21 protein-coding genes are annotated in these 23,826 nt (G+C 61.3%); 10 read left to right on the forward strand and 11 right to left on the reverse strand.

What is annotated here, in order from left to right:
* Positions 1-54 precede the first annotated feature (54 nt).
* A complete protein-coding gene (locus tag D5261_RS09575; RefSeq protein WP_119324754.1) occupies positions 55-885 on the forward strand; it encodes a multinuclear nonheme iron-dependent oxidase in 831 nt (276 codons plus the stop codon).
* 114 nt (positions 886-999) lie between these two features.
* Here D5261_RS09575 and D5261_RS09580 read toward each other — a convergent pair whose 3' ends face one another.
* Positions 1,000-4,113 carry a CBM96 family carbohydrate-binding protein gene (locus tag D5261_RS09580; protein ID WP_165864635.1) on the reverse strand — a complete coding sequence of 1,038 codons (3,114 nt, stop codon included), beginning with the start codon at positions 4,111-4,113 and terminating at the stop codon, positions 1,000-1,002.
* 635 nt (positions 4,114-4,748) lie between these two features.
* Between D5261_RS09580 and D5261_RS09585 the strand changes: the two genes are divergently transcribed.
* From D5261_RS09585 to D5261_RS09600, 4 genes are all read left to right on the forward strand, one after another.
* On the forward strand, positions 4,749-5,441 hold the full coding sequence (locus D5261_RS09585; protein ID WP_165864636.1) for a PEP-CTERM sorting domain-containing protein: 693 nt from the start codon (positions 4,749-4,751) through the stop codon (positions 5,439-5,441).
* 128 nt (positions 5,442-5,569) lie between these two features.
* On the forward strand, positions 5,570-6,241 hold the full coding sequence (locus tag D5261_RS09590; protein WP_165864637.1) for a PEP-CTERM sorting domain-containing protein: 672 nt from the start codon (positions 5,570-5,572) through the stop codon (positions 6,239-6,241).
* A gap of 127 nt (positions 6,242-6,368) precedes the next feature.
* Entirely contained in the window at positions 6,369-7,874 is a 1,506-nt protein-coding gene (locus tag D5261_RS09595) for an aldehyde dehydrogenase family protein (protein WP_119324758.1), read from the forward strand.
* A 21-nt stretch (positions 7,875-7,895) separates the two neighbouring features.
* The gene (locus D5261_RS09600; RefSeq protein WP_119324759.1) at positions 7,896-8,924 is read left to right on the forward strand and encodes a family 43 glycosylhydrolase; all 1,029 of its coding nucleotides are present in this window, start codon (positions 7,896-7,898) and stop codon (positions 8,922-8,924) included.
* Here D5261_RS09600 and D5261_RS09605 read toward each other — a convergent pair.
* Together D5261_RS09605 and D5261_RS09610 are read right to left on the reverse strand one after the other, a co-directional pair.
* Positions 8,887-9,774 (reverse strand): GGDEF domain-containing protein, encoded by an 888-nt coding sequence (locus D5261_RS09605; RefSeq protein ID WP_119324760.1) that lies wholly within the window; start codon positions 9,772-9,774, stop codon positions 8,887-8,889. The genes D5261_RS09600 and D5261_RS09605 overlap by 38 nt on opposite strands.
* A gap of 191 nt (positions 9,775-9,965) precedes the next feature.
* Complete coding sequence (locus D5261_RS09610) at positions 9,966-10,430, reverse strand: hypothetical protein (protein ID WP_119324761.1); 465 nt, start codon at positions 10,428-10,430, stop codon at positions 9,966-9,968.
* Between the two features lie 369 nt (positions 10,431-10,799).
* Between D5261_RS09610 and D5261_RS09615 the strand changes: the two genes are divergently transcribed.
* Complete coding sequence (locus D5261_RS09615) at positions 10,800-11,642, forward strand: tetratricopeptide repeat protein (RefSeq protein WP_119324762.1); 843 nt, start codon at positions 10,800-10,802, stop codon at positions 11,640-11,642.
* A 46-nt stretch (positions 11,643-11,688) separates the two neighbouring features.
* Here the strand turns inward: D5261_RS09615 and D5261_RS09620 are convergent, their stop codons facing one another.
* Positions 11,689-12,039: a winged helix-turn-helix transcriptional regulator gene (locus D5261_RS09620; RefSeq protein WP_119324763.1), complete on the reverse strand. Its 351-nt coding sequence runs from the start codon at positions 12,037-12,039 to the stop codon at positions 11,689-11,691.
* A gap of 114 nt (positions 12,040-12,153) precedes the next feature.
* Here D5261_RS09620 and D5261_RS09625 point away from each other — a divergent pair, with 114 nt between their 5' ends.
* Positions 12,154-13,170: a zinc-dependent alcohol dehydrogenase family protein gene (locus tag D5261_RS09625; protein WP_119324764.1), complete on the forward strand. Its 1,017-nt coding sequence runs from the start codon at positions 12,154-12,156 to the stop codon at positions 13,168-13,170.
* Positions 13,171-13,245: 75 nt separating this feature from the next.
* On the opposite strand, the gene D5261_RS09630 is transcribed toward D5261_RS09625, so the two are convergent.
* Together D5261_RS09630 and D5261_RS09635 are read right to left on the reverse strand one after the other, a co-directional pair.
* Positions 13,246-13,821 (reverse strand): IS630 family transposase, encoded by a 576-nt coding sequence (locus D5261_RS09630; RefSeq protein ID WP_301002057.1) that lies wholly within the window; start codon positions 13,819-13,821, stop codon positions 13,246-13,248.
* A 5-nt stretch (positions 13,822-13,826) separates the two neighbouring features.
* Positions 13,827-14,396, reverse strand: a complete 570-nt coding sequence (locus tag D5261_RS09635) for a helix-turn-helix domain-containing protein (protein WP_119325348.1) — start codon at positions 14,394-14,396, stop codon at positions 13,827-13,829.
* A 172-nt stretch (positions 14,397-14,568) separates the two neighbouring features.
* Here D5261_RS09635 and D5261_RS09640 point away from each other — a divergent pair, with 172 nt between their 5' ends.
* Positions 14,569-14,892 carry a hypothetical protein gene (locus D5261_RS09640; protein WP_165864625.1) on the forward strand — a complete coding sequence of 108 codons (324 nt, stop codon included), beginning with the start codon at positions 14,569-14,571 and terminating at the stop codon, positions 14,890-14,892.
* A gap of 99 nt (positions 14,893-14,991) precedes the next feature.
* Here the strand turns inward: D5261_RS09640 and D5261_RS09645 are convergent, their stop codons facing one another.
* The 3 genes from D5261_RS09645 to D5261_RS09655 all read right to left on the reverse strand — a co-directional run bounded on the left by D5261_RS09645 (position 14,992) and on the right by D5261_RS09655 (position 20,613).
* Complete coding sequence (locus tag D5261_RS09645) at positions 14,992-16,593, reverse strand: outer membrane protein assembly factor BamB family protein (protein ID WP_119324702.1); 1,602 nt, start codon at positions 16,591-16,593, stop codon at positions 14,992-14,994.
* A 264-nt stretch (positions 16,594-16,857) separates the two neighbouring features.
* Positions 16,858-17,343: an SsrA-binding protein SmpB gene (gene smpB, locus D5261_RS09650; protein ID WP_119324701.1), complete on the reverse strand. Its 486-nt coding sequence runs from the start codon at positions 17,341-17,343 to the stop codon at positions 16,858-16,860.
* Between the two features lie 57 nt (positions 17,344-17,400).
* A complete protein-coding gene (locus D5261_RS09655; protein ID WP_165864624.1) occupies positions 17,401-20,613 on the reverse strand; it encodes a diguanylate cyclase in 3,213 nt (1,070 codons plus the stop codon).
* A 340-nt stretch (positions 20,614-20,953) separates the two neighbouring features.
* Between D5261_RS09655 and D5261_RS09660 the strand changes: the two genes are divergently transcribed.
* Both D5261_RS09660 and D5261_RS09665 read left to right on the forward strand, forming a co-directional pair.
* Positions 20,954-22,327: a UDP-glucose dehydrogenase family protein gene (locus tag D5261_RS09660; protein ID WP_119324699.1), complete on the forward strand. Its 1,374-nt coding sequence runs from the start codon at positions 20,954-20,956 to the stop codon at positions 22,325-22,327.
* Complete coding sequence (locus D5261_RS09665; protein ID WP_119324698.1) at positions 22,324-22,836, forward strand: GtrA family protein; 513 nt, start codon at positions 22,324-22,326, stop codon at positions 22,834-22,836. Before D5261_RS09660 ends, D5261_RS09665 begins: the two co-directional genes overlap by 4 nt.
* 3 nt (positions 22,837-22,839) lie before the next feature.
* Here the strand turns inward: D5261_RS09665 and D5261_RS09670 are convergent, their stop codons facing one another.
* The gene (locus D5261_RS09670) at positions 22,840-23,316 is read right to left on the reverse strand and encodes a PIN domain-containing protein (RefSeq protein WP_119324697.1); all 477 of its coding nucleotides are present in this window, start codon (positions 23,314-23,316) and stop codon (positions 22,840-22,842) included.
* Positions 23,316-23,600, reverse strand: a complete 285-nt coding sequence (locus tag D5261_RS09675; RefSeq protein WP_125206333.1) for a hypothetical protein — start codon at positions 23,598-23,600, stop codon at positions 23,316-23,318. Before D5261_RS09675 ends, D5261_RS09670 begins: the two co-directional genes overlap by 1 nt.
* Positions 23,601-23,826: the final 226 nt, after the last annotated feature.

Consider the following 23,826-nt stretch of genomic DNA (forward strand, 5'->3'; position numbering starts at 1 on the left):
TACCAGCAGCGCGTCGCCGTCCATGAAAAACACCCTGGGCTCGGTCTCAATAATATGATGAAGCTCGCCATTAACTATTCGTCCGCCGCCGACGGTCTGGCTCGCGACGGTCTCCTGCCGGTCGATCTTTTCAAATGCCCGTCGCCGTTCGATACGGACGTGTCGGTGCATATGCCGGATCTGCTGGAGCGAGCGCGCGGGACGCGCCCGGTTTACGTCCATTTCCCGCTGTTCGCTGGAAACGGCAGTTTGCGCGATGTCGATTGGGATGGGATCGAGTCGGTCCTTGCGGAGACCGCGACGCCCTATGTGAACCTTCATTTGGAAACGAGGTCCGCCGATTTCCCCGGCGTTCCCGTGGATACGACGGATCCCGCGCATCAAGAGCAAATCGCTGAGGCGCTGATCGCCGATGTGGCGCTGGCCGTGGCGCGGCTGGGCGCGGAGCGCGTGATTGTGGAGAACGTGGTGGCGCGGGGCAGCGTTCTGCGGCCGTGCATCGAACCGGGAGTGATCGCCCGGGTCGTGGAGGAAACGCGATGCGGCCTGCTGCTGGACACCGCTCATGTGCGGCTAACAGCGGAAGAACTGGGTTTCGACGCGCGCGCATACATCGCCGCCCTGCCGCTGAGACAACTGCGTGAGCTGCATGTCACCGGCGCGCAGCCGCATGAGGGCGGGCGATTGCGCGACAGTATGCCGATGGGCGCCCAAGACTGGGATCTGCTGGAATATGTCCTGGCCAAGATACAGGGCGGACGCGCGGCGGAGCCGTGGTGCATGGCGCTGGAGTACGGCGGGGTGGGACCGGGCTTCGATTGGCGGAGCGATCCGCAGATCATCGCGGAGCAAACAAGCCGGCTGCGTCGCTTTGTGAAGACATAACGGCGGCTCCCGTGATGATTTTACAAGAAATGGTGGAATGGGATGTTAAGACAAATCGCCGTCCTCTCAATGAGAGGACGGCGATTTGACGTTTTTTGTCGTTGCGATACGGATCTAGTATTGAACTGTGAGCATGGGCTGCCCGGTCGCGGCTTCCTTGCTGTTGAAGCAGAAGTAGACGCCGTCGGTTCCCGGATCGGCGACCTGGAGGGTGACGATCTGTCCGGCCTTGTCGGCCAGGTAGCTGGTCAGGTCCCAGGTGTAGACGCCCGGGGTGCTGGTCACCTGCGTGGTCGCCGCCAGCGTTCCGGTGCTCAGGTCCGCCGAGGTCAGGCCGCCGGCCGCCAGCGCGCCGTTCCAGGTCAGGCTGCTTTCGGTCCAGGTGGTGTCGCTGATCCCGTAGACGTTGAGCGGCGCTTTGCCGGCGGTGCCGTTCGAGTTCAGGGTCAAGGCCAGTTTCGCCGAGGTGATCGGACGGGTAACGCTGGTCAGGTCGAACTTCAGGTATGCAGTGCGTCGATACGTGCTTGTCGCGGTCGAATCGCGCTTGACGGTGATCTGTGTTTCCGCGCCATGGATGACGGTGTTGGCCGCGAGCGAGGTCACATAAGAGTCCGCGACCGGCATCGTGTTGAGGGTCGCCGACTGCGGGGTCGTCGGATTCGTCGGCGTGGTTGGAGTGGTCGGCGGCGCCACGGTCAGCGTCAGCGCCGGCTTTCCGGTCGCGGCTTCCTTGCTGTTGAAGCAGAAGTAGACGCCGTCGGTTCCCGGGTCGGCGACCTGGAGGGTGACGATCTGTCCGGCCTTGTCGGCCAGGTAGCTGGTCAGGTCCCAGGTGTAGACGCCCGGGGTGCTGGTCACCTGCGTGGTCGCCGCCAGCGTTCCGGTGCTCAGGTCCGCCGAGGTCAGGCCGCCGGCCGCCAGCGCGCCGTTCCAGGTCAGGCTGCTTTCGGTCCAGGTGGTGTCGCTGATCCCGTAGACGTTGAGCGGCGCTTTGCCGGCGGTGCCGTTCGAGTTCAGGGTCAAGGCCAGTTTCGCCGAGGTGATCGGGCCGGTCACTCCCGTCAGATCGAACTTCAGATACGCGGTGCGCCGGTAAGTGCTCGTCGAGCTAGAGTCGCGCTTGACAGTGATCTGCGTTTCCGCGCCATGGATGACGGTGTTGGCCGCGAGCGAGGTCACATAGGAGTCCGCGATCGGCGTCAATGTCGTACTGGCGGGAGCCGCGGTCGGGACGGCGCTGACAACGGCGGAAGGCGCGGTTTCTCCGGCGGCGGTCATTGCCGTGACTTGATAGTAGTACGTCGTGTCGTTGACAAGACCGGTGTTGCCGAACGCCGTGGCTGTTACGCCGGAGCCGACAGGGGCCAGCGTATCGTTGGCGGCCGCAGTTTTGCGATACACGGTGTAGCTTGTGGCGCCGCTCACCGGAGCCCAGGTGAGGGATACCTGGCTGTCTCCCGGGACCGCCTGCAAGGAGGCGGGACCGGCCGGGGGCGCCGGCGGCGTTGTGGAGTTCGCCGGGGCAAGGTCCGCGAGCAGGTTCGCGCCGATGAACGATCCCCATCCGCTGGCCGCGTCATACCCGGCGATGGCCGGATAGTAGAGGTTCGTTCCGGTGGCCGTGTCATGGAAGTCCGAAGCGTAACGGCTGTCTTTGCCGATGGAATACAGTGCGGGATTGGCGAAGCCCAGCGTTCCCAGGCCGACTGCGGCGCGCTGCTGGTTGACGAGCGCCGTGAAGGCGGCCCACAGAGGCGCGGCGCAACTGGTGCCGCCGTAGATGTACCACCCCTTTTTGAAATAGATGGAGTATCCCGTGGAGGTGTCCGCGGCCAGCGCGACGTCCGGAACGGTGCGCATCGTCGGGTCGGTAAGCGTGGCGGTTGCGGCAACGCCGGTTTGATAGGACGGCATCGACCAGTAGGTGCTGACGCCGCCGCCGCCGCCGGAGCCGAGCGGGCTGATCGATTTGTCGGTCTTGTTCGCCCAGGGCTTTTCCGATTTCCACGCGCCGCCGGCGCCGTTGGTGGCCAGGCTCGTCCCGCCAACGCCGGTGACGTAGGGCTGCGAGGAGGGGTCGTCGACGCTGAGCGACGAGCCGTCATCGTACGCGCCGGCGTCACCCGACGCGGCGAAGATCGACTGTCCCTGCGCCGCCATCTGCTGGAAAATGGCGTTCTCGGAGTCCAGTACATTATAAGGGACGTTTCCTTCCGGAGTTCCCCACGATGTGCTGATAGACTTGGCGATGTTGTCGGTCGCGATTTTGCTGTAGCAAGCCAGAATGCCCGCGCTTGAGTTGGGGGCCTGGTAGATCACGATCTTATCGGCGCCCGGCGCCAGAGCGATCTGAAGCTCGATGTCGAGCGTCACTTCCCCTTGTCCGCTCGCGCTGCCGGTCGGTCCGGTGGCGCCGTTGACGAATACGTTCTGAAGCGGAACGGCGGGTAGGCTGTACTTTTGCTCGTAGGCCGTGATATCGCTCGGGGTGTAGCCGTCGAGCTCAAACAAACCGAGCGTCTGCCCGGCGCCCGTCTGCGTCACGTTCGTCAGGCCATAAGCGGCGCGGATGTCGGTGGGCGTCATGCCTCCGCCCGGTCCAGAGCCGGTTTGATTGGGATTGGCCGCAATTGTCGCGGGAGTCACAATCGAGCTGTGCGCTTTCCAAACGACGGAGTTTTCCAGGCCGACGACGTTCGAGATGACGCCCTTCATATCGATCGGAAGCGACGGCTCGCGGTCTGGAGCGAAGAATACGCGACCATTCGCTTGATGGTAACGTCTCAATTGCACTCCAAACGCCGTCTCGGCGCTGGCGGCCGGAGCGCTGACTTCGAGGAGCAGCCGGTTCGCGTGCTGCTGCGTGACGGTGAAGCCGTTCGCTCGCGCGAACCCGATGGCCGATTGATATTCTTCCGGAGTGGGCGAGAACCGGCTTGCGAATTGCGCCGGGGTCAAGTACTTGCCGTACAGGGGATCGGCGGGATTGTGCAGGCGCTGGATCAAGTCGCGCAGCGCCGTCTGGTTCCGCAGGGGAAGGGTGAGCGCGAGATTGACCGGGCTGCTGCTTGGCACCTGACCGACGATGTCCGAATCGGCGACTGCGGGCGGGATATGACCGGCGAGTGAAAATCGGCTTACGGCGCCGTGCGCCGCGTTAGTTATTGTTAAAAGCGCGAGGACCGCAGTGAATGCGGACACGGGCGCGAGATTTTTATGGTTCAACGGAATTCGATTCCTTTGCGGATTGATTGGCTCGGAAAAGATTTGTGTGGGCGCCGAAGGCGGAAGCATGGGGACAAACGATAGCTTCCGCATTGCGAAAAAATCAATTCTAGCACCCAAACATAATCATAACACGAAAACCGGCAGTTTTGCGGATAACAAAAATTTATTTTTGTGAAAGCCTGCTTAGTATTTGTAAGCTTGCTTGGTAACCGCAAAAATCCGGATAAGCTTAACGTCCCTCACAGAGTGATTGTCGGCAATTTACGAGATTTTTTCGAGTCAGAGGAATCAAAAAAAGCCGAATTAAATAAAATTAAGCTCGCTAGGAACACTCTGTTAATTATTAAAATTTAATGTAATATGTAGCTTGCTTTCATAAACCTAAAAAACCGGAAAAATAGCGGGGGTGCTTTAAATTACATTTAATAAATAGCAGGCTAGCTTTATTTACTGATCAAAATATTTTAAAAAATTTGCTCAATATTACGTTTAATCGTGGTTACATGGGGTATAAATGGAGTGCGGTTCTGGGGTTACCAGTGTTGTATCGCGATAACGTTATTCTGTCTCCGAATCAATGAGGCAGGCAGAATACACCTGTTTTCTATTTCGAATCGACAAGGAACATACCCGTGAAAACACAGAAACCCATTGTTGCTGCACTTACCGCTTCAGTTTTAGCCCTGGCCTCCATCAGCGTGGCGAACGCCGCGATTATTGGAACCGTGGCTAGCCCAACACATCCCGTCGGCGGAACATTTACCGGCGGCGCCGGCGGCGTCTTCAACACCTCGTCGGTTCCGGTTACGTTTGACGGCGTCAACGCCACCTTCACGTTCTCGCCTTTGACCGCTACCTCCGGCTATGACACCACGTTTGGTGTTGAGAACTTGAGCGGCGGCTCCTTCTCAGTCGTGAACGGCTCGGGCACCCTGGTGAGCGGCACGTTCACCGGCAGCAGCTTCAGCACGATACCCGGCAGCCAGACCGTTACGTTCCTTTCGAACACCGTTACCTATACCGGCGGATCGAAGCTGGCTCCCGCTGGTTTGGTTCCGACCGACACCGGCAGCTTTAGCTTCAGCTTCGCGAACTCCAACCACACCGGCAGCAGCGGCGTGAAGGTTACTGGAGGCTATATCGATAGCTTCACCACCGACGGCGTCGGCGGCACCTTCAGCGGCACCCCGGGTTCGGGAGGCGGCCATGGCCCCGGCAACCCCGTTCCGGAACCGGGATCGGTTGCGGTCCTGATGATCGGCGGTATGTTCCTCCTCGGCGCGGCGCTACGCCGTCGCCCCGCCGCCTCGACGTTCGCTTCTTAAGCGAGCGACCTTTCGGAAGGCAATTCGCCGGAATAAGAGATCTACGGGTTGTCTCTTATTCCGGTCGATCTTCTTAGAAGGGTTTTAATATTCCCTATTCTCGCCCTAGAACGACAAGGAACATTCCCGTGAAAACACTGAAACCCATATCTGCTGTACTGACGGCTTCGTTTTTGGCGCTGGCCTCCATTAGCGCGGCGAACGCCGTGACTATCGGAACCGTCGAGAGCCCGACCCATCCTGCATCCGCCACATTCAGCGGCGGCTCGGCCGGCATCTTTAAGTCCATCGGCGTCCCGATCACTTTTGACGGAACGCACGCCATCTTTACCTTTACTCCGCTGACGGTTACCTCGCCCTACAGCACCACGTTCGGCGTGGAGAACCTGAGCGGCGGCTCCTTCTCGGTGACGAACGGCGCAACTAACTTGCTGAGCGGTTCTTTCGTCGGAAGCAGCCTGAGCGCCGCCAAGGGAAGCCAGACGGTCACGTTCCTCTCGAACACCGTCACCTACTCCGGCGGAACGAAACTGACGGCGGCCGGGCTGTTCCCGAACGATCCCGGCAGCTTCAGCTTCAGCTTTGCGAACTCTAATCACACCGGCAGTCAGGGCATCCTGATTTCCGGCGGGTACATCTCCAGCTTCAAGTCGAAGGGCGTGGGCGGCACCTTTAGCGGCACCCACTTCATTCCCCCCGTCCCGGAACCGGGTTCGGTTGCGATCTTGATGATCGGCGGTATGTTCCTGCTCGGCGCGGCGCTTCTGCGCCGCACCAGCGTCTCGACATTCGCTGCGTAAGCAGACGATCTTTCAGAAATAAGCCGGCCGGAGCACGAGACAATTCACATGTCTCCGCGCTCCGGCCGGCTTTTCTTTGCGTCGCTCAGGTATCATAAGTCCATCATAGAGGTGGGGAACGATGGATATGGAACACAGCGCTGCGCTCCTTGAGCTCACTTCCGGCATGCCGGTCATTTATGGCGGCGATCGCGTCTCTTATGTCTCCGAGGAACTCGCGGCCGCTTTTCATCCGGGAGATAAGCTGCTTGTCGTGCAGTCCACTGGCGATCTGCTGCGGATCCCCGGCGATGTTGCGGAAAAGACGCAGTCGGCCGTGGGGCGGGCGTCCGATGCGTTCGCGGCGATGGCCGCCGTGAGCGACGCCGATGTTTCTCGGTTCTTTGAAGAGTTTGCGTTGCGGCTTGAAGACGCCGGCGCGTGGAGCGAGATCGCGGCGGCCAATGCGGCGGACGTGGCGCAGGCGCAGGCGCGAGGCCGATCGACGACACGGCTGGCGGCGAATGAGAAGATGCGGCGCGGGATGATCGACGGCCTGCGCGCCTGGCGGGACATGCCGGGCCTGAGCGGGCGCGTGGTGGAGCGGGCGGAGCATGAGGGCTGGAGCGCCGAGCAGCTTCTGGCGCCCCTGGGCGTCGTCGGCTTTGTATTCGAAGGCCGTCCGAACGTTTTCGCCGACGCCGCCGGCGTGCTGCGCAGCGGCAACACCGTGGTGTTTCGGATTGGCGCGGACGCTCTTGGAACCGCGCGCGCGATTGTCGCCCATGCGCTTGCTCCCGCGCTGGCGGCGGCGGGACTGCCGGCCGGCGCCGCGACTCTGGTGGACAGCGCGGACCGGGCGGCGGGGTGGGCCATGTTCTCCGATCCGCGCCTTTCCCTCGCGGTTGCGCGTGGTTCCGGCCGCGCGGTGGAGCAGCTGGGAAGCGTCGCGCGCCAGGCCGGCGTGCCGGTCAGCCTGCATGGGACCGGAGGCGCCTGGATCGTCGCCGACGACACCGCCGATCCGCATCGGCTGGAGCGCGCCGTCTTTCATTCTCTCGACCGCAAGGTCTGCAACACCCTCAATACAATTTGTCTTCCTCAGAACCGCCCGGAGCTTGTCGAGGCGTTTCTGCGCGGACTGGAAGCGGCGGGCGCGCGTCTCGGACACGGAATCAAGCTGCATGTCGCGCGCGGGGACGAGCGGGCCGTGCCCGCCGATTTCTTCATGACCGTGACGCAGGTGCGGCGCGCCGAAGGCGATGTCGCCGAGCCGATCGCCGAGCCGATAGAGATTGAGGACATGGGGCGCGAATGGGAGTGGGAGCAGACGCCGGAAGTGACGGTGAAGCTTGTCGAGACGACCGACGAGGCGGTGGCGCTGTTCAACCGCTACAGCCCGCAGTTCGTCGCCAGCCTCATCACATCGGATGACGCGCTGGCCGAACGGTTCTATCGATCGGTTAACGCTCCCTTTGTCGGCGACGGTTTTACGCGCTGGGTCGACGGTCAGTACACGCTCGGGCGTCCGGAGCTGGGTCTCTCCAACTGGCAAAGCGGGCGTTTGTTTGCGCGGGGCGCCATTTTGAGCGGCGACGGCGTCTTTACCGTCCGGACCCGCGTGCGGCAGATCGACCCCGAAGTCGGACGGTAGATCAGGAGATCGGAAGCTTTGATGCGTCATCTCTTTGCGCTCTGCGCGCTGGCGGCGGTGGGAGCGCTGGCCTGCGCGGCCGGCGTGTCCGCGAAACCTCAGACCATTCATCCCGGCGAGCTTTGGCCGGACGACCGGGGCAATCATGTCCAGGCGCATGGCGGCGGCATCCTCAAGCAGGGGAAGACTTACTACTGGTTTGGCGAGTATCGTTCGCGGGACAACGATCCGAACCTGCGCTATGTCGGCTGCTACTCCTCCCAAGACCTCGTCCATTGGAAGTTTCACGAGCCTGCGCTGAAGCTTGCGGATCCAGAGAATCTGGGGGAGCGCTGGGTGCTGGAGCGTCCCAAGGTCTTCTATAACGCCCGGACCAAGATGTACATAATGTACTTCCATCTCGACAGCGGCAACTACAGTCTGGCGAGGGTTGGGATCGCGACATCGAAAAAAGCCGACCGAGATTACAAATATCTGAAAAGCTTCCGGCCTCTCGGCCAGATCAGCCGGGATATCGGGCAGTTCGTGGACGATGACGGCTCGGCTTATTTGATCTTTGAGGACCGGCCCAACGGTTTCCACATCGCCAGGCTTTCGGATGACTATTTGACCGTGGAGCGCGACGTATGCTTGATCCCGATGCACATGGAGGGCGGCGCCGTCGTCCATTACCAGGGGCTGTACTACGCCATTGGATCGGCGCTCACGGGTTGGAATCCCAATCCGAATAAGTACGCGACGGCGACATCGCTCGCCGGCCCCTGGTCGGAGTTCAAAGACATCGCGCCGCCGGAGGCGAACACCTACGGGGCGCAGTCCACGATGATGCTGAAGGTCGTCGGCCCGAAGGCGACGACCGTGATCTTCATGGGCGATCTTTGGAAGCCAAAGACGCAGTGGGATTCGCGCTATCTGTGGATGCCGGTGGAGATCGGAGACGGGAAGCTCACGCTTCCCTCGCCCCACGATTGGACGCTGGATGTGAAAACCGGCGAGGCGGAGATTGTTTCCGCTACGCCGCCAGCCGCTCCGGCTGCTCCCAGTCCTTAGCGACGCAGTTGCGGCCGCGCGTTTTGGCGACGACGACGGCGCGGTCGGCCTGCGCGGCGAGCGCGGCGGCGGCCTGCCCGGTGGACATGGCGGCGACGCCGGCGCTGACCACGATCCCGCGCTTTTGCCACTGCCCGCCGGCGATCACGGCGCGGAAGCGCTCGGCGGCGGCCTCGGCCTGGACGCGCGTGGCTTCCGGCAGGATGATCGCGAATTGCTGGCCGCCGTAGCGGGTGACATAATCACAGGCGCGCGCCGCGCGCTGAAGAAGCCGCGCCGCCGTTTTCAAAACATCGTCCCCGGCGGCGACGCCGAAAGTGTCGTTGTAATCCCGGAAGTGATCGATGTCGAGAACGACGACGGAGAGCGGCGCTTCGTAGCGCGCCGCCCGCCAGCACTCTTCCGTCAGTTTCAAGTGGAAGGCGCGATGGTTGGGCAGGCTGGTCAAACTATCGACGGCGGCGGATATTTCGACGCGCGCCTCCAGCGCCGCAATCTCTTTCTCCTGCGCCGCGATCGTTTCCTGAGCTTCACGCAGCTGCGTTTCGGCCTTGCGCCGCGCGTCCGCATAGGCCTCCGCCTCGCGGCGCGCTTTGGAGATCTGTTCCGACACGCCGGTCCGTCCGAACGCAAGAACCACGACGGCCGCGAAGAGCACGCCGATCAGCGCCCAGCTGACGAGAAATCCGGTCAGCCCCAGACTTTGCGTCATCGTCACCAGCACCAAATGCATCCGGAATGCGGCCACCGCGGTTTGGGTCGGCGCAACCAAATGCGCGAGTTCAAGCATCGCCGCGAAGGCGCCGGCTCCCACGAGTATTTTTCGCGCCCATATCAAGGCGTTATTCATTGTCGTCACCTATCGGTCATCCTCATCCGCAAACGCGGAATTGCGTGCGGGAGTGAATGATCATCTAGGGGATTCTTCGGCAGGAGCCTGGAGAATTTACAGGGTAAATTCCCAGGAATACGCCGAGATTCGACGTTTCTGGTATATCTGCGAGGCCGATCGGGGAATGACCTCGGAAAATACCCCATTCGCTAACAATGGTGCGCCAGTTCGCACTTTCTGAGGACGGAATACGGCTCCTCCGTCCGCGAAAGAAACATCGGTTCGTCTTCCCAGTCCAGCTCCCGGCTGTCCCAGCGGTGCTCGGTCCAAAGCCGCTGCGCCACGGCGGCGCGGTGGCTCCGCCGTGAATCGCGGCAGCCGCATAGCAGGATCATCGGACCATCGATTTGGCGCAGGAACTCCACGCCGATCTGGAAGTCGATGACGGAGATGGAGCCGAGACGCGCCTCGCATCCGGCGTGGTCGGCGAGCGCGATGCAGCGGACATAACGGTCGCCCAAAAGCTCGCGCAGCGCGGCGCCCCGCCAGCGCGATTCCGTCGCCATCAGCGCGCTGTAACGAATATCCACGACCGTCGCATCCAAACGCTCCGCAATTCGCCGCAAATCCTCGGGAGCGCGACCAGGATAGCCAAAGTGGTAAAGCTCGTCCATTTTCACCCTCCAAATCAAAACATCACTCAGTAAAGGAACATATGTTCGTAAAAATGTCGCAAGAAAACACTCTCGCCGGATAATAAGATTTTACCAGATCTCCTTAGACCTGTCAAGGATATTTGGTAAAATAGTATAGTTTTGTTTCAGTCGGAGTGGTCGTAATTCCGTGGCGATTGGGGCATATGCGTATGACTACGCGAGTTTTTGTCTGCTTGCTTGTTTGAACTCTCAATTATTTGGTCAGAATCTAATGGAATCGGTTGTTTCTCTTGTATAATATTGTGACCTAAAGCCGAAATTTGACTTAGTAGTATTATATAATTGACTTTCAGCGGTGGTTTATTAGAACCTCAGGAGCTCTCATCCATGCGTAGCCGCAATATCTGTCACTCACTCGTGGGCGCCATTCTGTTCACCGTCATCTTCGCGGGCGGGTTTGCCTACGGGCAGCCGGAGGGCTCATCCCAGTCCGTCGCAAGCGTCGCCAAAAACGATGACATCGCCAAAGCATTCCAGCAGGGCGTGAAGCTGGAGGACGCGGGCGATTACGCCGGCGCCGAAAAGGTCTTCTTAGACGGGCTGGACAAGGCGAAGGCCGCGAACGACGACGCCAACGCCGCCGCCTTCCTGGATCAGCTTGGCTTTGTCTGCTACAAGACCTCGCGCTGGTCGCAGGCCGTCTACTATGACACCCAGAACCTGAGCCTGTCGGAAAAGGCGGGAGACGACGCCGCGATCGCCCGCAGCTTGGGCGCGCTGGCGAACGCGACGCTCAAGCAGGGACAGGCGCCGCGCGCCGTCACCCTTCAGATCCGCGCCCTGGATCTGCGCAAGAAGCTGCGTGAGCCGCACGCCATCGCCGTCACGCAGGCGGACCTGGGAACCGCGTACGCCGTCTCCGGCAACTACGCGAAGGCCGTGGACGCTTACTCGGACGCATTCATCCAGTTCGACAAAGAGTCCAACAAAGAGTATGCGGCCTATACCGCCAGCAACCTCGGACGCGCGTTCACCCGGCTCCAGCAGTACGATAAGGCCCTGGAGAGCTTCGGCCGCGCCGCGAGCCTCTACGAGCAGCTAGGCGATAAGTCTGCCCAGTCGCAGACCCAGAAGGACATCGGGGTGGTTTACGAGCGCTCCGGACGCCAGGCGGAGGCGAAAGCCGCCTACGCGGAAGCGGACCGGATCATCGCTTCCGCCCCGAAATAGTACTTAAACCGCCAATCGCAAAAACGATGGTGTTTTGCTTGGCGGTTTAGGCGCTGATCTTCTCCTCCTGATGTTGCCGCACGAACTCCTCACCCCAATCGCGCATCTGGCGCAAAATCGATTCCAGCGTCCAGCCATAATCCGTCAGCGAGTACTCGACCTTCGGTGGGATTTGGCGATACACCTCCCGATGGACCACTCCGTGCTCCTCAAGTTCGCGCAGCTGTAATGTCAGCATCCGCTGAGTGACGCCCGGAAGCATTCGCCGCAATTCTCCAAACCGCTTCGTTCCGCCGATCAAATGGAAGAGGATCACCGACTTCCACTTTCCGCCAATCACATCCAGCGTCGCCTCCACCGGACATCCGTAGGAACAGTCAAATCGTTTGGCGCGCATCTCTGCTTTCTCCATTAGTTCCTTTTTTGATAGTATAACACAAATAAATGCGTACTTGCGGTCTTCGCATGCGGTCGCCATAATCAGCTCTATCCAATGATGGGGAGAAGATCCATGAAAGTCTATGAACTGAAAAACGCACAGGGCCTGGAGGCGCTCACGCGCACGGAGCGCGAAACGCCGCAGCCGGGATACGGCCAGGTTCTGGTGAAGATGCGCGCCGCTTCCCTCAATTATCGCGACATTCTCGTCGCCGAGGGCAACTATGGGCCTGGGGCGAGCGACGGGCTTGTTCCGCTTTCCGACGGAGCCGGAGAAGTGGTCGCGGTCGGCGAGGGCGTCACGCGGGCGCGGGTTGGCGACCGCGTCGCCGGCATCTTCATGCAGACATATCTCGACGGCGGGATGACCCGTGAGAAATCTCGGTCGGCGCTGGGCGGCGCGATCCCGGGCGTCCTGGCCGAGTACGTGGCGTTCTCCGAGGACGGCGTGGTTCAGATCCCTGACTATCTGTCGTACGAGGAAGCGGCGACCCTGCCGTGCGCCGCCGTCACGGCGTGGCAGGCGCTGGTTTACGTGGGCGGCGTCAAGCCTGGGGACACCATTCTCCTTCAGGGAACCGGAGGCGTTTCGCTGTTCGCGCTGCAATTCGCGAAGCTGTCCGGCGCGCGTGTCATTATCACTTCCAGCAGCGATGAAAAGCTGGAGCGGGCGAAGACCTTCGGCGCGGACCTCACGATCAACTACCGCACGGAGCCCGATTGGGACAAGCGCGTTCTGGAGCTGACCCACGGATATGGTGTGGATAACATTGTCGAAGTCGGCGGGGCGGGCACACTGAATCGCTCTTTGAACGCCGTGCGTTACGGCGGCGTGGTGACGCTCGTGGGTGTGCTTTCCGGGGCCGCCGGAGAGATCAAAACCGGATTGATGCTGGGCAAAAACATCCGCGTGCAGGGCATCTATGTCGGGTCGCGTTTGATGTTCGAATCGATGAACGCCGCGATGGCGCAAAGCGCGGTGCATCCCGTGATCGATAAAATTTTCGAATTTCGTGAAGTTCGCGAAGCTTACGAGTATCTAAAGACTGCGAGACACTTCGGTAAAGTCGTCATTCGTATCGGCGATTGAGCCGGGATGTCTTACGGCAAAACCGTGCTTGGATCTTTTAATTGTGATTTAGCATGCAAGCAGATGCTAAGTGGTTCATCTCGTAATTGCTACGGCAGTCGGTGTTTGCGCTATGCCTGGCTGCCTGTGATGTAAATGCCGCCGTCGATGTCCCCACTGAAATGGGTGTCGATGATGGTTCCAGTAATCGGTCGCCGCTTCGACCGCTGTGCATATTTGCTCAAAGGTTTCGAAGCGGCGTCCTTTGAGCGCCAGCGAGCGTAGGATTTTCCACCAGGGCTCGATCAGGTTCAGGTACGGCGCGTATTTTGGCGTGAAAACAAATTCCCAGTGCGCGTGTTCCGCAGAAAAGAGCTGGGCATCCGTGCCCAAATGCGAACCAAGATTGTCCGTAATGGCGAGGACGCGCTTGCCCTGGCAAGGCTCCCATTGATCAACCTGTTCGAGAAAACAGACCCAGTTCTCGCCTGTACGCCGTTCGTAGGGTGCGGTGAACGCCTGGCCTGTGGCAGGGATGAAGGCTCCAAAGAAGTAGCCCTTCCCGCGACGGCCATAATCAGCTTCGTATTTGGCGCGAATGGCCGCGTCGCCGACCTGTGGCGTTCGAACCAGTTGTTTGCCAGGATAAGTTTTGGCGGCTTCGGGACCCATCTCGTCTAAACAGACGACAACGGCATCTTCAGGGACTTGCTGGTAGAGTGCTTCGAGCGCCCCCTTTTTGCCTTAAAATCGGGATCGGTCTTGACACTAAACCAGCTTTCCTGAGTTTGCCAGCGCAGTCCTTCGGCAATCAAAAGCAGTCCTTCGGCAATCAAAATCTGATCGATACGGTTACGCCCCATCGCAATGTTCTTTTGCTCTTTGAGATAGGCCGCCAAGCGGTCTAACGTCCAACTGGCAAAGGGCAGATGTAACTCTTGTGGACTGGTCAGAGCAGTTCCAATGACTTCGGCATACTGATCAGGCGTGTAAATGCGTGGCCGCCCACTGCGCCGCTTGTCCTGCAGCCCATCCAGTCCTTGATCGTAAAACCGATGGACCCAGCGATAGACTTTATCGGCGTCACAGCCGAATTGCCGTGCGATTTCGGGACCACTCTGACCCTCATTTATCGCCAAGATCATTTTGGCGCGTTCCACTAAGCGAACGGCTTCGGTGCGCGAGCGAGCGATCCGATCCAGTGTCGTTCGTTCTTCGGCGGTAAGGTCACGCAGTTTTAGGTACATGGGGCACCTCCAGCAATGGCTAGAGATTTCCTACCCCATCAGTTACGAGATGAACCACTAAGTTAGAATTCAAATATCCTCGGGTTTTGCTGGAATGCATGCTCGTCACTCCCACGTGGCCTGCTGTGGCGGAATAGGCCGCCAGACAGAACAACCAACGAGGAAAGAAAACATGACCGACCGCAAGAAGATCGCCCTCTGGGGCGCCGCCGTGCTCACCGCCGGAATTCTCTTCACCAGCGCGCCTGCTTCGCGCGCCGAGGACCCAACTCCCGTCGTCTCGACGACTCCGGCGGCGCCCGTCGCGCCCACGGACCCCGCGCCGACGCCTCCGGCTCCGACCACTCCCGCGCCGCCGGTGATCCCCGTGACGCCGCCGACCACGCCGGGAACGCCCCCGGCGGTTCCCACTCCGCCGGCGCCTCCCGCCGCCCCGCCGGTTCCGGCTCCTCCCGCGGCGCCCGCGCCTCCGCCGGCGACGCCCGCCGCTCCGTAACGGACAACCGTAAGAAGCCAATGACCTTTGCCCGGCGAAGGCGGAAATAACGGCGGCCCCGTGTGCTTTGCACGCGGGGCCGTTTTACGTTTGGATTTCTTAAGCCGCGCGCAGGACATAGAGAACGCCGTTGGTTGCGGCGCAGGCGAGGGTGTCGCCGTAGAGCGCGGGGCCGGCGGAGGCGATGCGCGCGCCCGGAGTGGTTTCGTAGATGCGATGGACGGTGTAGTCGGCGTCCAGGGCGTACAGATTCCCGTCGTCGGAGCCGGCGTATACGGTGGTTCCGCTGCACACGGGCGCGGTGCGCAGCGGGGCGGCGCTGACGCGGCGCGAGCGGATCAAATTGCCGGCGTCGGCGGAGATCATGTGCAGGAAGCCGTCGTTGCCGGCGACGAACAGCAGGCCGTCGGGGGAGAGCGCCGGCGAGGCGGTGACGCCCTTGGGAGTGACCAGGGTGCGCCAGCGCACGGCGCCGGTGGCGGCGTCGAAGGCGTAAACCGTTCCGGCCATGGTCGCGGCGTAGACCGATCCGTTGTGATAGATTGGAGCGGCGTTGAACGGTCCGTCGGCCGCGGTCCGCCATGTCTCGGTCAGATGATCCAGATCGAAGGCGTAGACATGGGAATCGTCGCAGGCGGCGAACGCGGCGCTATTCTCCACCGTCGGGGCCGTGTCCAGGCGACCGCCAAGGCGGAAGACATGGCGCACGGCGCCGTCCGTTCGGTCGAGGACAAAGAGCGAATCGTCGGCGGGAACGAGCAGCGCGCCGGGCGTCGTCAGCACTCCGCCATAAACGGCGCCCTGCACCCGGCTCGTCCAGCGGATCGCGCCCCGGATGGCGTCGATCGCCGTGACGCTCCCGCCGAGCGTCGCCGCGTAAAGCATGCCGTCCGTGGGATCGATGGACATCGCGCCCCGGTCGGGATAAAGACCGCGCGCGTCGGAGAGTTCGTGCTCCCAGAGGGCCGCGCCGGTCGTCAGTTCAAACGACTGGATGAACGCGCGTCCCGCCACGGAGTCGATCGCGGCCGCGATGACCATGCCAAACGTCAGCAGCGGCGCGCTCCACTCCAGCGCATCGGCGGCGTTCGTGACGGGGAAGGCGGGGGAGGACCAGCGCCGCGCCAGTTGAATTCCCAGGGGCAGCGTTTCGCCGCCGTCGCGCGCGGGCCGGCCGCCGGGACTGGTGGTCCAGTCTCGTTCCGTCCGGAGGATATGTGTGGCGTTGACGCGGCAGGTGTGCGCGATCCAGGTGTTGGGCGCGCCGCAGACCGGGCAGAGCCGGATCCGCTCGCCGCACCGCCGGCATTCGCGGGTGCCCTCCGGCAGCGCGGCGGCGCAGTTCGGGCAGGAGGCGACGGGCGGTACGATGGACAGCTCAATCGCGACATCCGGCGGCAGCGCGGCGGCGTCTTGCGCTCCGACCGCCAGATACTGCGCGTGCAGCGCCGCCTTCACCGGCGCCAGCGAACTGTTGCGCGCCCGCTCGGGCCGCAGCTCCGCGACCAGCGTCTGCACGGATAGCGGCGCCAGCGCGAACTCCTGCGGGTAGATCTCCACCCATGGCGCGGGCGACCGCACCCCGACATGCAGAACGGCGTGCGCATCGTCATTACGCACTGTCGCCGCCCGTCGCGGCGACGCGCCGTCGCCGGGGAGGTCCTGGGAGAAATCGAAGGTGGTGAGGTCGATGAGGGGCATGAGATTGCGTCGATCAGCTGAGTGCAAATGAAAACGTATGAATGCCGTCCGGTGAAGGCAGCCGGCGAATTAGGAGCCGGCGAATGAATTCGCTCCTGCAAGTACGGTCACCCGCCTTCGCGGGTTCAGATCTTGCGCCGCAGGCGCTTCTTTAAGCGCCGTAGGCTCCGAAGTCCGCGAAGGCGGACGGCCGTACTTTTAGGCGCGAATTTATTCGCCGGCCTTCTTTTTGTCTTGGACGATTGATTGCATGATCGCCAACCCCTAATCCCGCCCAAACGCCTCGCGGCGGGCGTCGCGGTCGCTGTCGCGGGCGGCGATGCTGTCGCGTTTGTCCCAGAGCTTTTTGCCGCGTCCGATTCCGATCTCGAGCTTGACGTAGCCGCGCTCGAAGAACAGCTTGGTGGGGACGATCGCCAGGCCCCGCTCGTTGACGCGGTTGGAGATCTTGATGATCTGCCATTTGTGCAGCAGGAGCTTGCGCGTGCGCCGGGATTCGACGTTGTATCGGTTGCCCTGGTCGTAGGGAGCGATGTAAAAGTTATTCACCCACATCTCGCCGTTCTGCACGCGGCAGAACGAATCCTGGAGGTTCGCCAGCCCAAGACGAATCGATTTGATCTCGGTCCCGGTCAGCGCGATGCCGCAGACGTAGGTCTCCTCAATTTCGTATTCGTGACGCGCTTTTCGGTTAAGAATGGAGACGTTGCGCTTTTTGGCGTCGTCCTTCCCTTTAGTCCCAGTAGCCATATCTCTCTATTATAGCAGATTCGGGCCGCTGGGCGGGAGTCGACAAAAGCCGCGCGGTTAGCGCGCGGCTTCCTGGTGTTTGGTGGAGGTGGACATCGTCGTGCGGTTGCGCCCGCGATGCTTGGATTCGTAGAGCGCCGCGTCGGCGCGCGTCACCAGATCGACCGGGGCGTAGATGTCCATGCGCACGGCGGAGACGCCCAGGCTAATCGTGATCGGCCGCAGCGGCCACTCCTGCTTTTCGATCGCCTCCCGGATGCGCTCCGCCATATGGAAGGCGGCCAGCTGATCGGTTTCGGGCAGGATGAGCGCGAACTCTTCGCCGCCGTAACGGGCGACTGTATCCGTCGAGCGTCCCTGCGATCGAAGGACTTCGGCGACCGTTTTCAGAACGACATCGCCTTCCGGGTGCCCGAAGACATCGTTGTACTGCTTGAAGTGATCGACGTCCAGCAGGATCATCGCCAGCGGGGCGCCGTGGCGTCCCGCGCGTCGCCACTCCAGCTCCAGACGCTCCTGGAAGGTGCGGTGGTTGGTCAGTCCCGTCAGGCCATCGGTGGTGGCGAGCGTTTCCAGGCGCGCGTTTTGCTTTTCCAGCAGGATCTGGGCGCGAACGAGCTCCTCGTTTTGCGCCTCCATCTCCGTCTGCACGTTCTGCATCGCCTCGTTTTTCGCCACGACTTCCGCATGCATAGCGCGCAGTTCTTGATGCACTTGCTCCACGGCCCGCGTGCGTTCGGCGACTTTCGCCTCAAGGATCTGGTTTGCGCGCCGCAGGCGGCGGCTGCGCATCGCCATGCCCGCCACCGGCAGGCAGATGATCAGCAGTCCCGTCACGATCCGGAACCAGAGCGCTTCGTAAAAGTGCGGCTGCAGCGTGAATGTGAACGCCGCCGAGCCGATAATCGGCGGGTTGGCGCCTTCGCGCACGATCACGCGGAATGTGTAGCGCCCCGGCGGCAGATTTGTATAGCGGACCCCGTGGTCGTCCACGGCTTCGGTCCAATTTTTGTCGAAGCCGTCCAGCCGGTACCAGTAACGGAATCCGCCCGAATGCATATACGAAAGACAGGCGAAGCGGAACTTCGCCGAGCCTTCGCCCGGACTCTTGGCGGCCGATTGATTGGTCGGCGTGGGCGCTCCGTTCAGCAGCGCGTCTTCGATCACCAGAGGCTGCTGGACGAGAGACGCCTGCTGCGGAATGACATGCGCCAGGCCGTGTTCGCCGGGGAAGAGATAGCCGCCGTCGGGAGCGCGGACGCCGGCGGGGCTGGTCGCCGCCGCTCCCGCGCCGGCGTCCACGCCGTCCGCCGCGCCGATGGGCGTGCAGATGAACGTGCGGCCCAGTCCGTCCGCGTAGCGGCGCATCTCCTCGTCGTTGACCGTGAAGACGCCCTTGCTGCTGTTGATGTAAAGCGTGCCGTCGGGATCCTTGAGGATCTTGTGGATCGAATCGGCGTACAGCCCGTCCGTGGCGTTGATGGTGCGGAACTTGCCGTGCGCGTAGCGGACAATGCCCGCGCCCCACGTTCCCATCCAGAGCGCGCCGTCGTCTTCCCGCAGGATATCGATGATGGGTACGGAGGGCAGGCCGCGATCCGCGCCGAACCATTGCAGGGTTCCGCCGCTAATATGGCCGACGCCCAGGCCACCGGAGACCCAAACGCCGTCGGCGCCGTCCCCGCAGATGCTGAAGCCGCCGCTGCCGAAGGCGGGGTCCGTCAGTCCAAAACGCTTGACGTTTCGTCCGTCATAATGGAAGATATCCAGGCCGGCCACCCAGACGCCCCCATGGCCATCCTGCTGGATGGAGCGGACGACGCCCAGGGAGGCTGTCGCCGGTTTCGCCAGGCACAGCGCGAATTGCGGAGTGACGTCCTGAACCTTGCTGGCGAAGTCCCAGTGGTACAGTCTGCCCGAAACTCCTACCCAGAGGCCGCCGCGTCCGTCTTCGCACATCGAGTCGATCGTTCCCTGCCGCAGAAGCGAAGGCGCCGCCGGAGTCCATTTGTCGTGATCGAGCCGTCCCAATCCCGCGCCGGTGGTGCCCACCCATGTTTCGCCGCGATGGTCGACCAGCACGCAGTTGACCTCGGCGCCTGGAAGCTGGACGCCGGAATACAGCGTATGATTGAGCAATGGGCGCCGCCGCTGCAATCCGTCGCGCGTTCCGATCCAGACCACTCCCTCGCGGTCCCGCAGGATCGGCGTGGCGCGCCACTCCGCCGGCGTCGCGCTCTTAGTCGCGCAGAAATCGGGGCCGTTCGGGCCGCACTCCACGACCGTTTTTTTTGCTTGCCACTGTGACCAGCCCCAAACATTGCCGGATTGGTCCTTGGAAAGATACAGGTTCATTGCGCCGACGGGGTAGCGTCCGATGGTCCGCACGCCGGTTTCCGATGGGCGCAGGCGGCACAGGTCGGAGCCGATCTGCATCCAAAGATCGCCGTCGAGGGCGGCGACGATCTGGCCGATCGATTGGGAGGCGAACTCTTTCGGCGTGACGTCTATCAGCTTTCCGTCGTCGGTAATCGTGTACAGGCCTTTGCCGCCAACCCAGATTTTCCCATGGGAATACGCCATGGAGCCGGAGGAGCCGGCGGACAGCGCTTCCAGCTCGCTGGTTTGATCGCCGCGGACGCGGTAAATGCGGCACATCTGGGAAAGGTACAGGTCGCCGCTGGGAGTCACTTCATATTCGGGCTCGGGCCAGCCGGTGATTCCCGAATGGTCGGTGAAGTTAATGATCTCAACCAGACGGCCTTGCTCCCAGCGGTAAAAGCGTGTGTCCGTATGGACATACATCCGCCCATCCAGGCCCCGAAAGATGTTATGGACCCGGTTCATGCTCCCGTCGCCGACCCGGGGCGTGATATCTTGAAAAACGCCGTTGCGCAGGAGGGAGACGCCGAAGCTGGCGTGGATCCAGAGGTTGTTGTCCGCGTCCTCTAAGACCTTGTGGATGTTGTTGCTGACAAGCCCGGGATTGCCGCGCGTGGTGAATGTGGTGAAGCGTTCGCCGTCATAGCGAACGAGCCCTTCCTGCGTGGCGAGCCAGAGGTAGCCTTCGTGGGTCTGGTAAATGGATTTGATTGACGACTGCGGCAGTCCGTCCGCCGTGGTGAAGCCCGATTCGACATACTGCGCGAGGGGAAGAGCGGCTTGCGCCAGGCCGGAGCCGCAGAGCAGGAACGCAACGATCGCGATGGTTCGCATCACGAGCGCCAATCCCCATCCGCCGCCGGACTTTCGCCTCTGAGATGTCCGCATAAATGATTCCATGGATATCGCCTGCACGTTGTGATTCAATTATCGGCGGATGACCCCGATTCATGCATAGTCAATATTTGAGAAAAAGTCGAGCCGATTCAGATTTGGTTTCTCGTTTGATTTCTAGCCGAACCCCGTGTATAATAGAAACGATGGGTCTTTGTCGAATGCGGGCGTCGGCGTCGGCTGCTGCGTTTTGAAGCAGAGGGGCGTGATTGGCACGGACTTTGCAGTAGCTGGGAAGTAAGCACCGAAAATTGTCAATCTCTCCGCTGCTTGATTCCCCGGCCCGGCATGTTATTCCTCAGCCGGCCTCGCGTTTCAAAGAAAGGTACTTCGCATGAATATTTGCGTCATCGGAACCGGATACGTCGGATTGGTTACGGGCGTCGTCTTTTCGGATCTGGGCAACGACGTGGTTTGCGTCGATAAACTCTCCGCGAAGATCGACGGTTTGAATAAGGGCGTGATGCCCATCTATGAGCCTGGTCTGGAAGAGATGGTCGCGCGAAACGTCGCCGACGGCCGCCTTCAATTCTCCACCGATCTGGAAGCCGCGGTCACCAAGGCGGAAGTGGTCTTTATCGCGGTCGGCACGCCGCCGCGCGAGGACGGGTCCACGGACCTTTCTTATGTCGAGGACGCCGCCAAGGGCGTCGCCCGCGCGCTGAACAGCTACAAAGTCATCGTCAACAAGAGCACCGTTCCCGTCGGCACCGGCGACTTCGTTCGTCAGGTCATCATGACCAACCGCCGCCGCGCCGTGGACTTCGATGTCGTCTCGAACCCCGAATTCCTGCGTGAAGGCTCGGCCATCACCGACACCCTCGTCCCGGACCGCATCGTCATCGGAGCCCCGAACCGCGTGGTCGCCATGCGGCTGCTGGAGCTTTACGCGCCGCTGGAGCGCCCGATGATCATCACCGACGTCGCAAGCGCCGAGATGATCAAGTACGCCTCCAACGCCTTCCTGGCCACCAAGATCTCCTTCGCCAACGCCGTCGCCAACATCTGCGAGGAAGCGGGCGCGGACGTCACCCAGGTCGTCAAGGGCATGGGACTCGACAGCCGCATCGGCGCCGCGTTCCTGTCCGCCGGCCTCGGATACGGAGGTTCGTGCTTCCCGAAGGACACCCGGTCCCTGCTGCACACCGCGCAGACCTTCGGCTACGACTTCCCGCTGCTGAAAGCCACGATCGAGACAAACGAAGAGCAGCCGCGCCGCTTCATCCGCAAGATCCACGACGCCCTCGGCGGCGACGATCTGAAGGGCCTGACGGTCGGCGTCCTCGGCCTCGCCTTCAAGCCGAACACGGACGATATGCGTGAAGCGAAGAGCCTCGACGTCATTACCGACCTGCTCGCCTGCGGCGCGACGGTGAAGGCGTACGATCCGATCGCCATCGAAAACACCCGTTCCGTTTTCCCGCACATCACCTACGGCGCGAACGCCTACGAAGTGGCGGCCGGCGCGGATGCGCTGGTGGTCGTGACGGAGTGGAATGAGTTCAAGACCTTGAACTTCGAGCGTCTCGCGAGCATCATGAATCGCCGTCTGATCCTGGATGGCCGCAACATCTACGATCCGGAGACGGTTCGCCGCAACGGTTTCGAGTATCACAGCATCGGCCGCGTCACCCTGGCGCCGGTCACGCTGCCGTCGGGCGCCGTCAAGGCCGCCGCTCCCCAGAAAGAAGCCGTTCCTTCCGTATGATCGCCACCCAAACGCCGGAGCCGCTGCATCAGCGGCCCGGCGTTCGTCAGTTCGTCAAGTTCGGGATCGTCGGCGCCAGCAGCTCGGTGATCAACTTCGGGTTCTTCAACCTGCTTTATCATAAGGCGGGACTTCCGCTCGTGCCCGCCCTCACGATCGCCTTTCTCCTATCCGTCTGCAACGGCTTCTTCTGGAACCGCCGCTGGACGTTCAAGGAGACACGGCATCAGCCCGCCCACACCCAATCCATGCGGTTCTTCGCCGTCAACATCGTCGGCTGGCTTCTCAACACCTCCATCGTCGTCCTGCTCGTCGCCCACTTCACCAGTTCCGGCGAAGGACTTCTTGGCGACCGCTCCCACTTCCTCCAGGTCCTCAGCGACATCGTCATCGGCCAGGGCAAAGCCCACTACGGCTTCTGGCTCGTCAACGGCGCCCTCGTCGCCGCCACCGGCGTCGTCGTCTTCTGGAACTACTTCGCCAACCGGCTGTGGACGTTTAAGCAGTAACGGTTACGGCTGAATATCCGTCCAAAGCGTCACCGGCACAAACTGGCTCAAATGTCCGACATTCGTGGTTGCCACGACAATTTCGGTGTTTAGGGTAGCAATGGAAAGAACCTGGGTTGCAAGTATCACATCTCCATCAAGAGCTTCGGGACTGGATGTCGGAAGTCCTGCGTTTCTTGACTGAGCCCACAACTTAGCAGCAAGGTTGAGATGAGCGTCGCTGAGAGGTAAATATCGGTCTGGCGTTGCATTGCAAAATGCGCGCAGGCGAGCGATCTGACTCGTGGCGTTTAGCCTTTCCAGTTCGCGCAGAGTTTCATAATACGTGATTGCCGGCGCCGCCACCTCACTTCCCGCACGAATACAGTCTTTTATCCATTGCTGGCATTGGTCAAGAAGAGTGGGAGCAGCATCGCGCTGCGGCTCGCGTTTGGCGACGCTGCTCAGTGGAAATGTGTCCAGAACAATCAGCCTGGGCATTATAATTGCCTCATCCCTAATTGCTCTCGTGTTTCGTTCGTATTACGCTCAAATTCACTCCAGAGCTTCTGCTCTTGTGCTATCTCTTCCGAAGTCATCTGAGCATCTTCTTTCTCCCATTGCGCGAATAGCTGCAAGGTTGGATCTTGGTCCCCAGCAATAGGCGCAAGATGCTGTGTGACGAGTTGTTTCACAAGACCAGCGGTATCTAGCCCGGCGCGTTCTGCTTCCTGTGTTAGCTGTGCTTCCTCCGTTGGCGAGAGATCAATGGTTACTGTCATCAAAAACACCCCCTTCCTTTCTATTATACCAAGCTTGCTGAGTGAGGCATAGCGAAGATTTCCATACCCGATTGACAGACGGGAAAAGTTCTGTTACAATGCTCACGCGATTAATAAAACAAAGTTTCCATTTGTAAAATCGAAATTCGGGTTATTTGCTTTCGTTGCGATCTTCTCTCTTGCTCATTGGCGGCGCCTTGCTGGGCCAATGTCGCGGTGAGTGGCGATG

The sequence above is a fragment of the Capsulimonas corticalis genome (assembly GCF_003574315.2).
In the GTDB taxonomy this organism is placed as follows: domain Bacteria; phylum Armatimonadota; class Armatimonadia; order Armatimonadales; family Capsulimonadaceae; genus Capsulimonas; species Capsulimonas corticalis.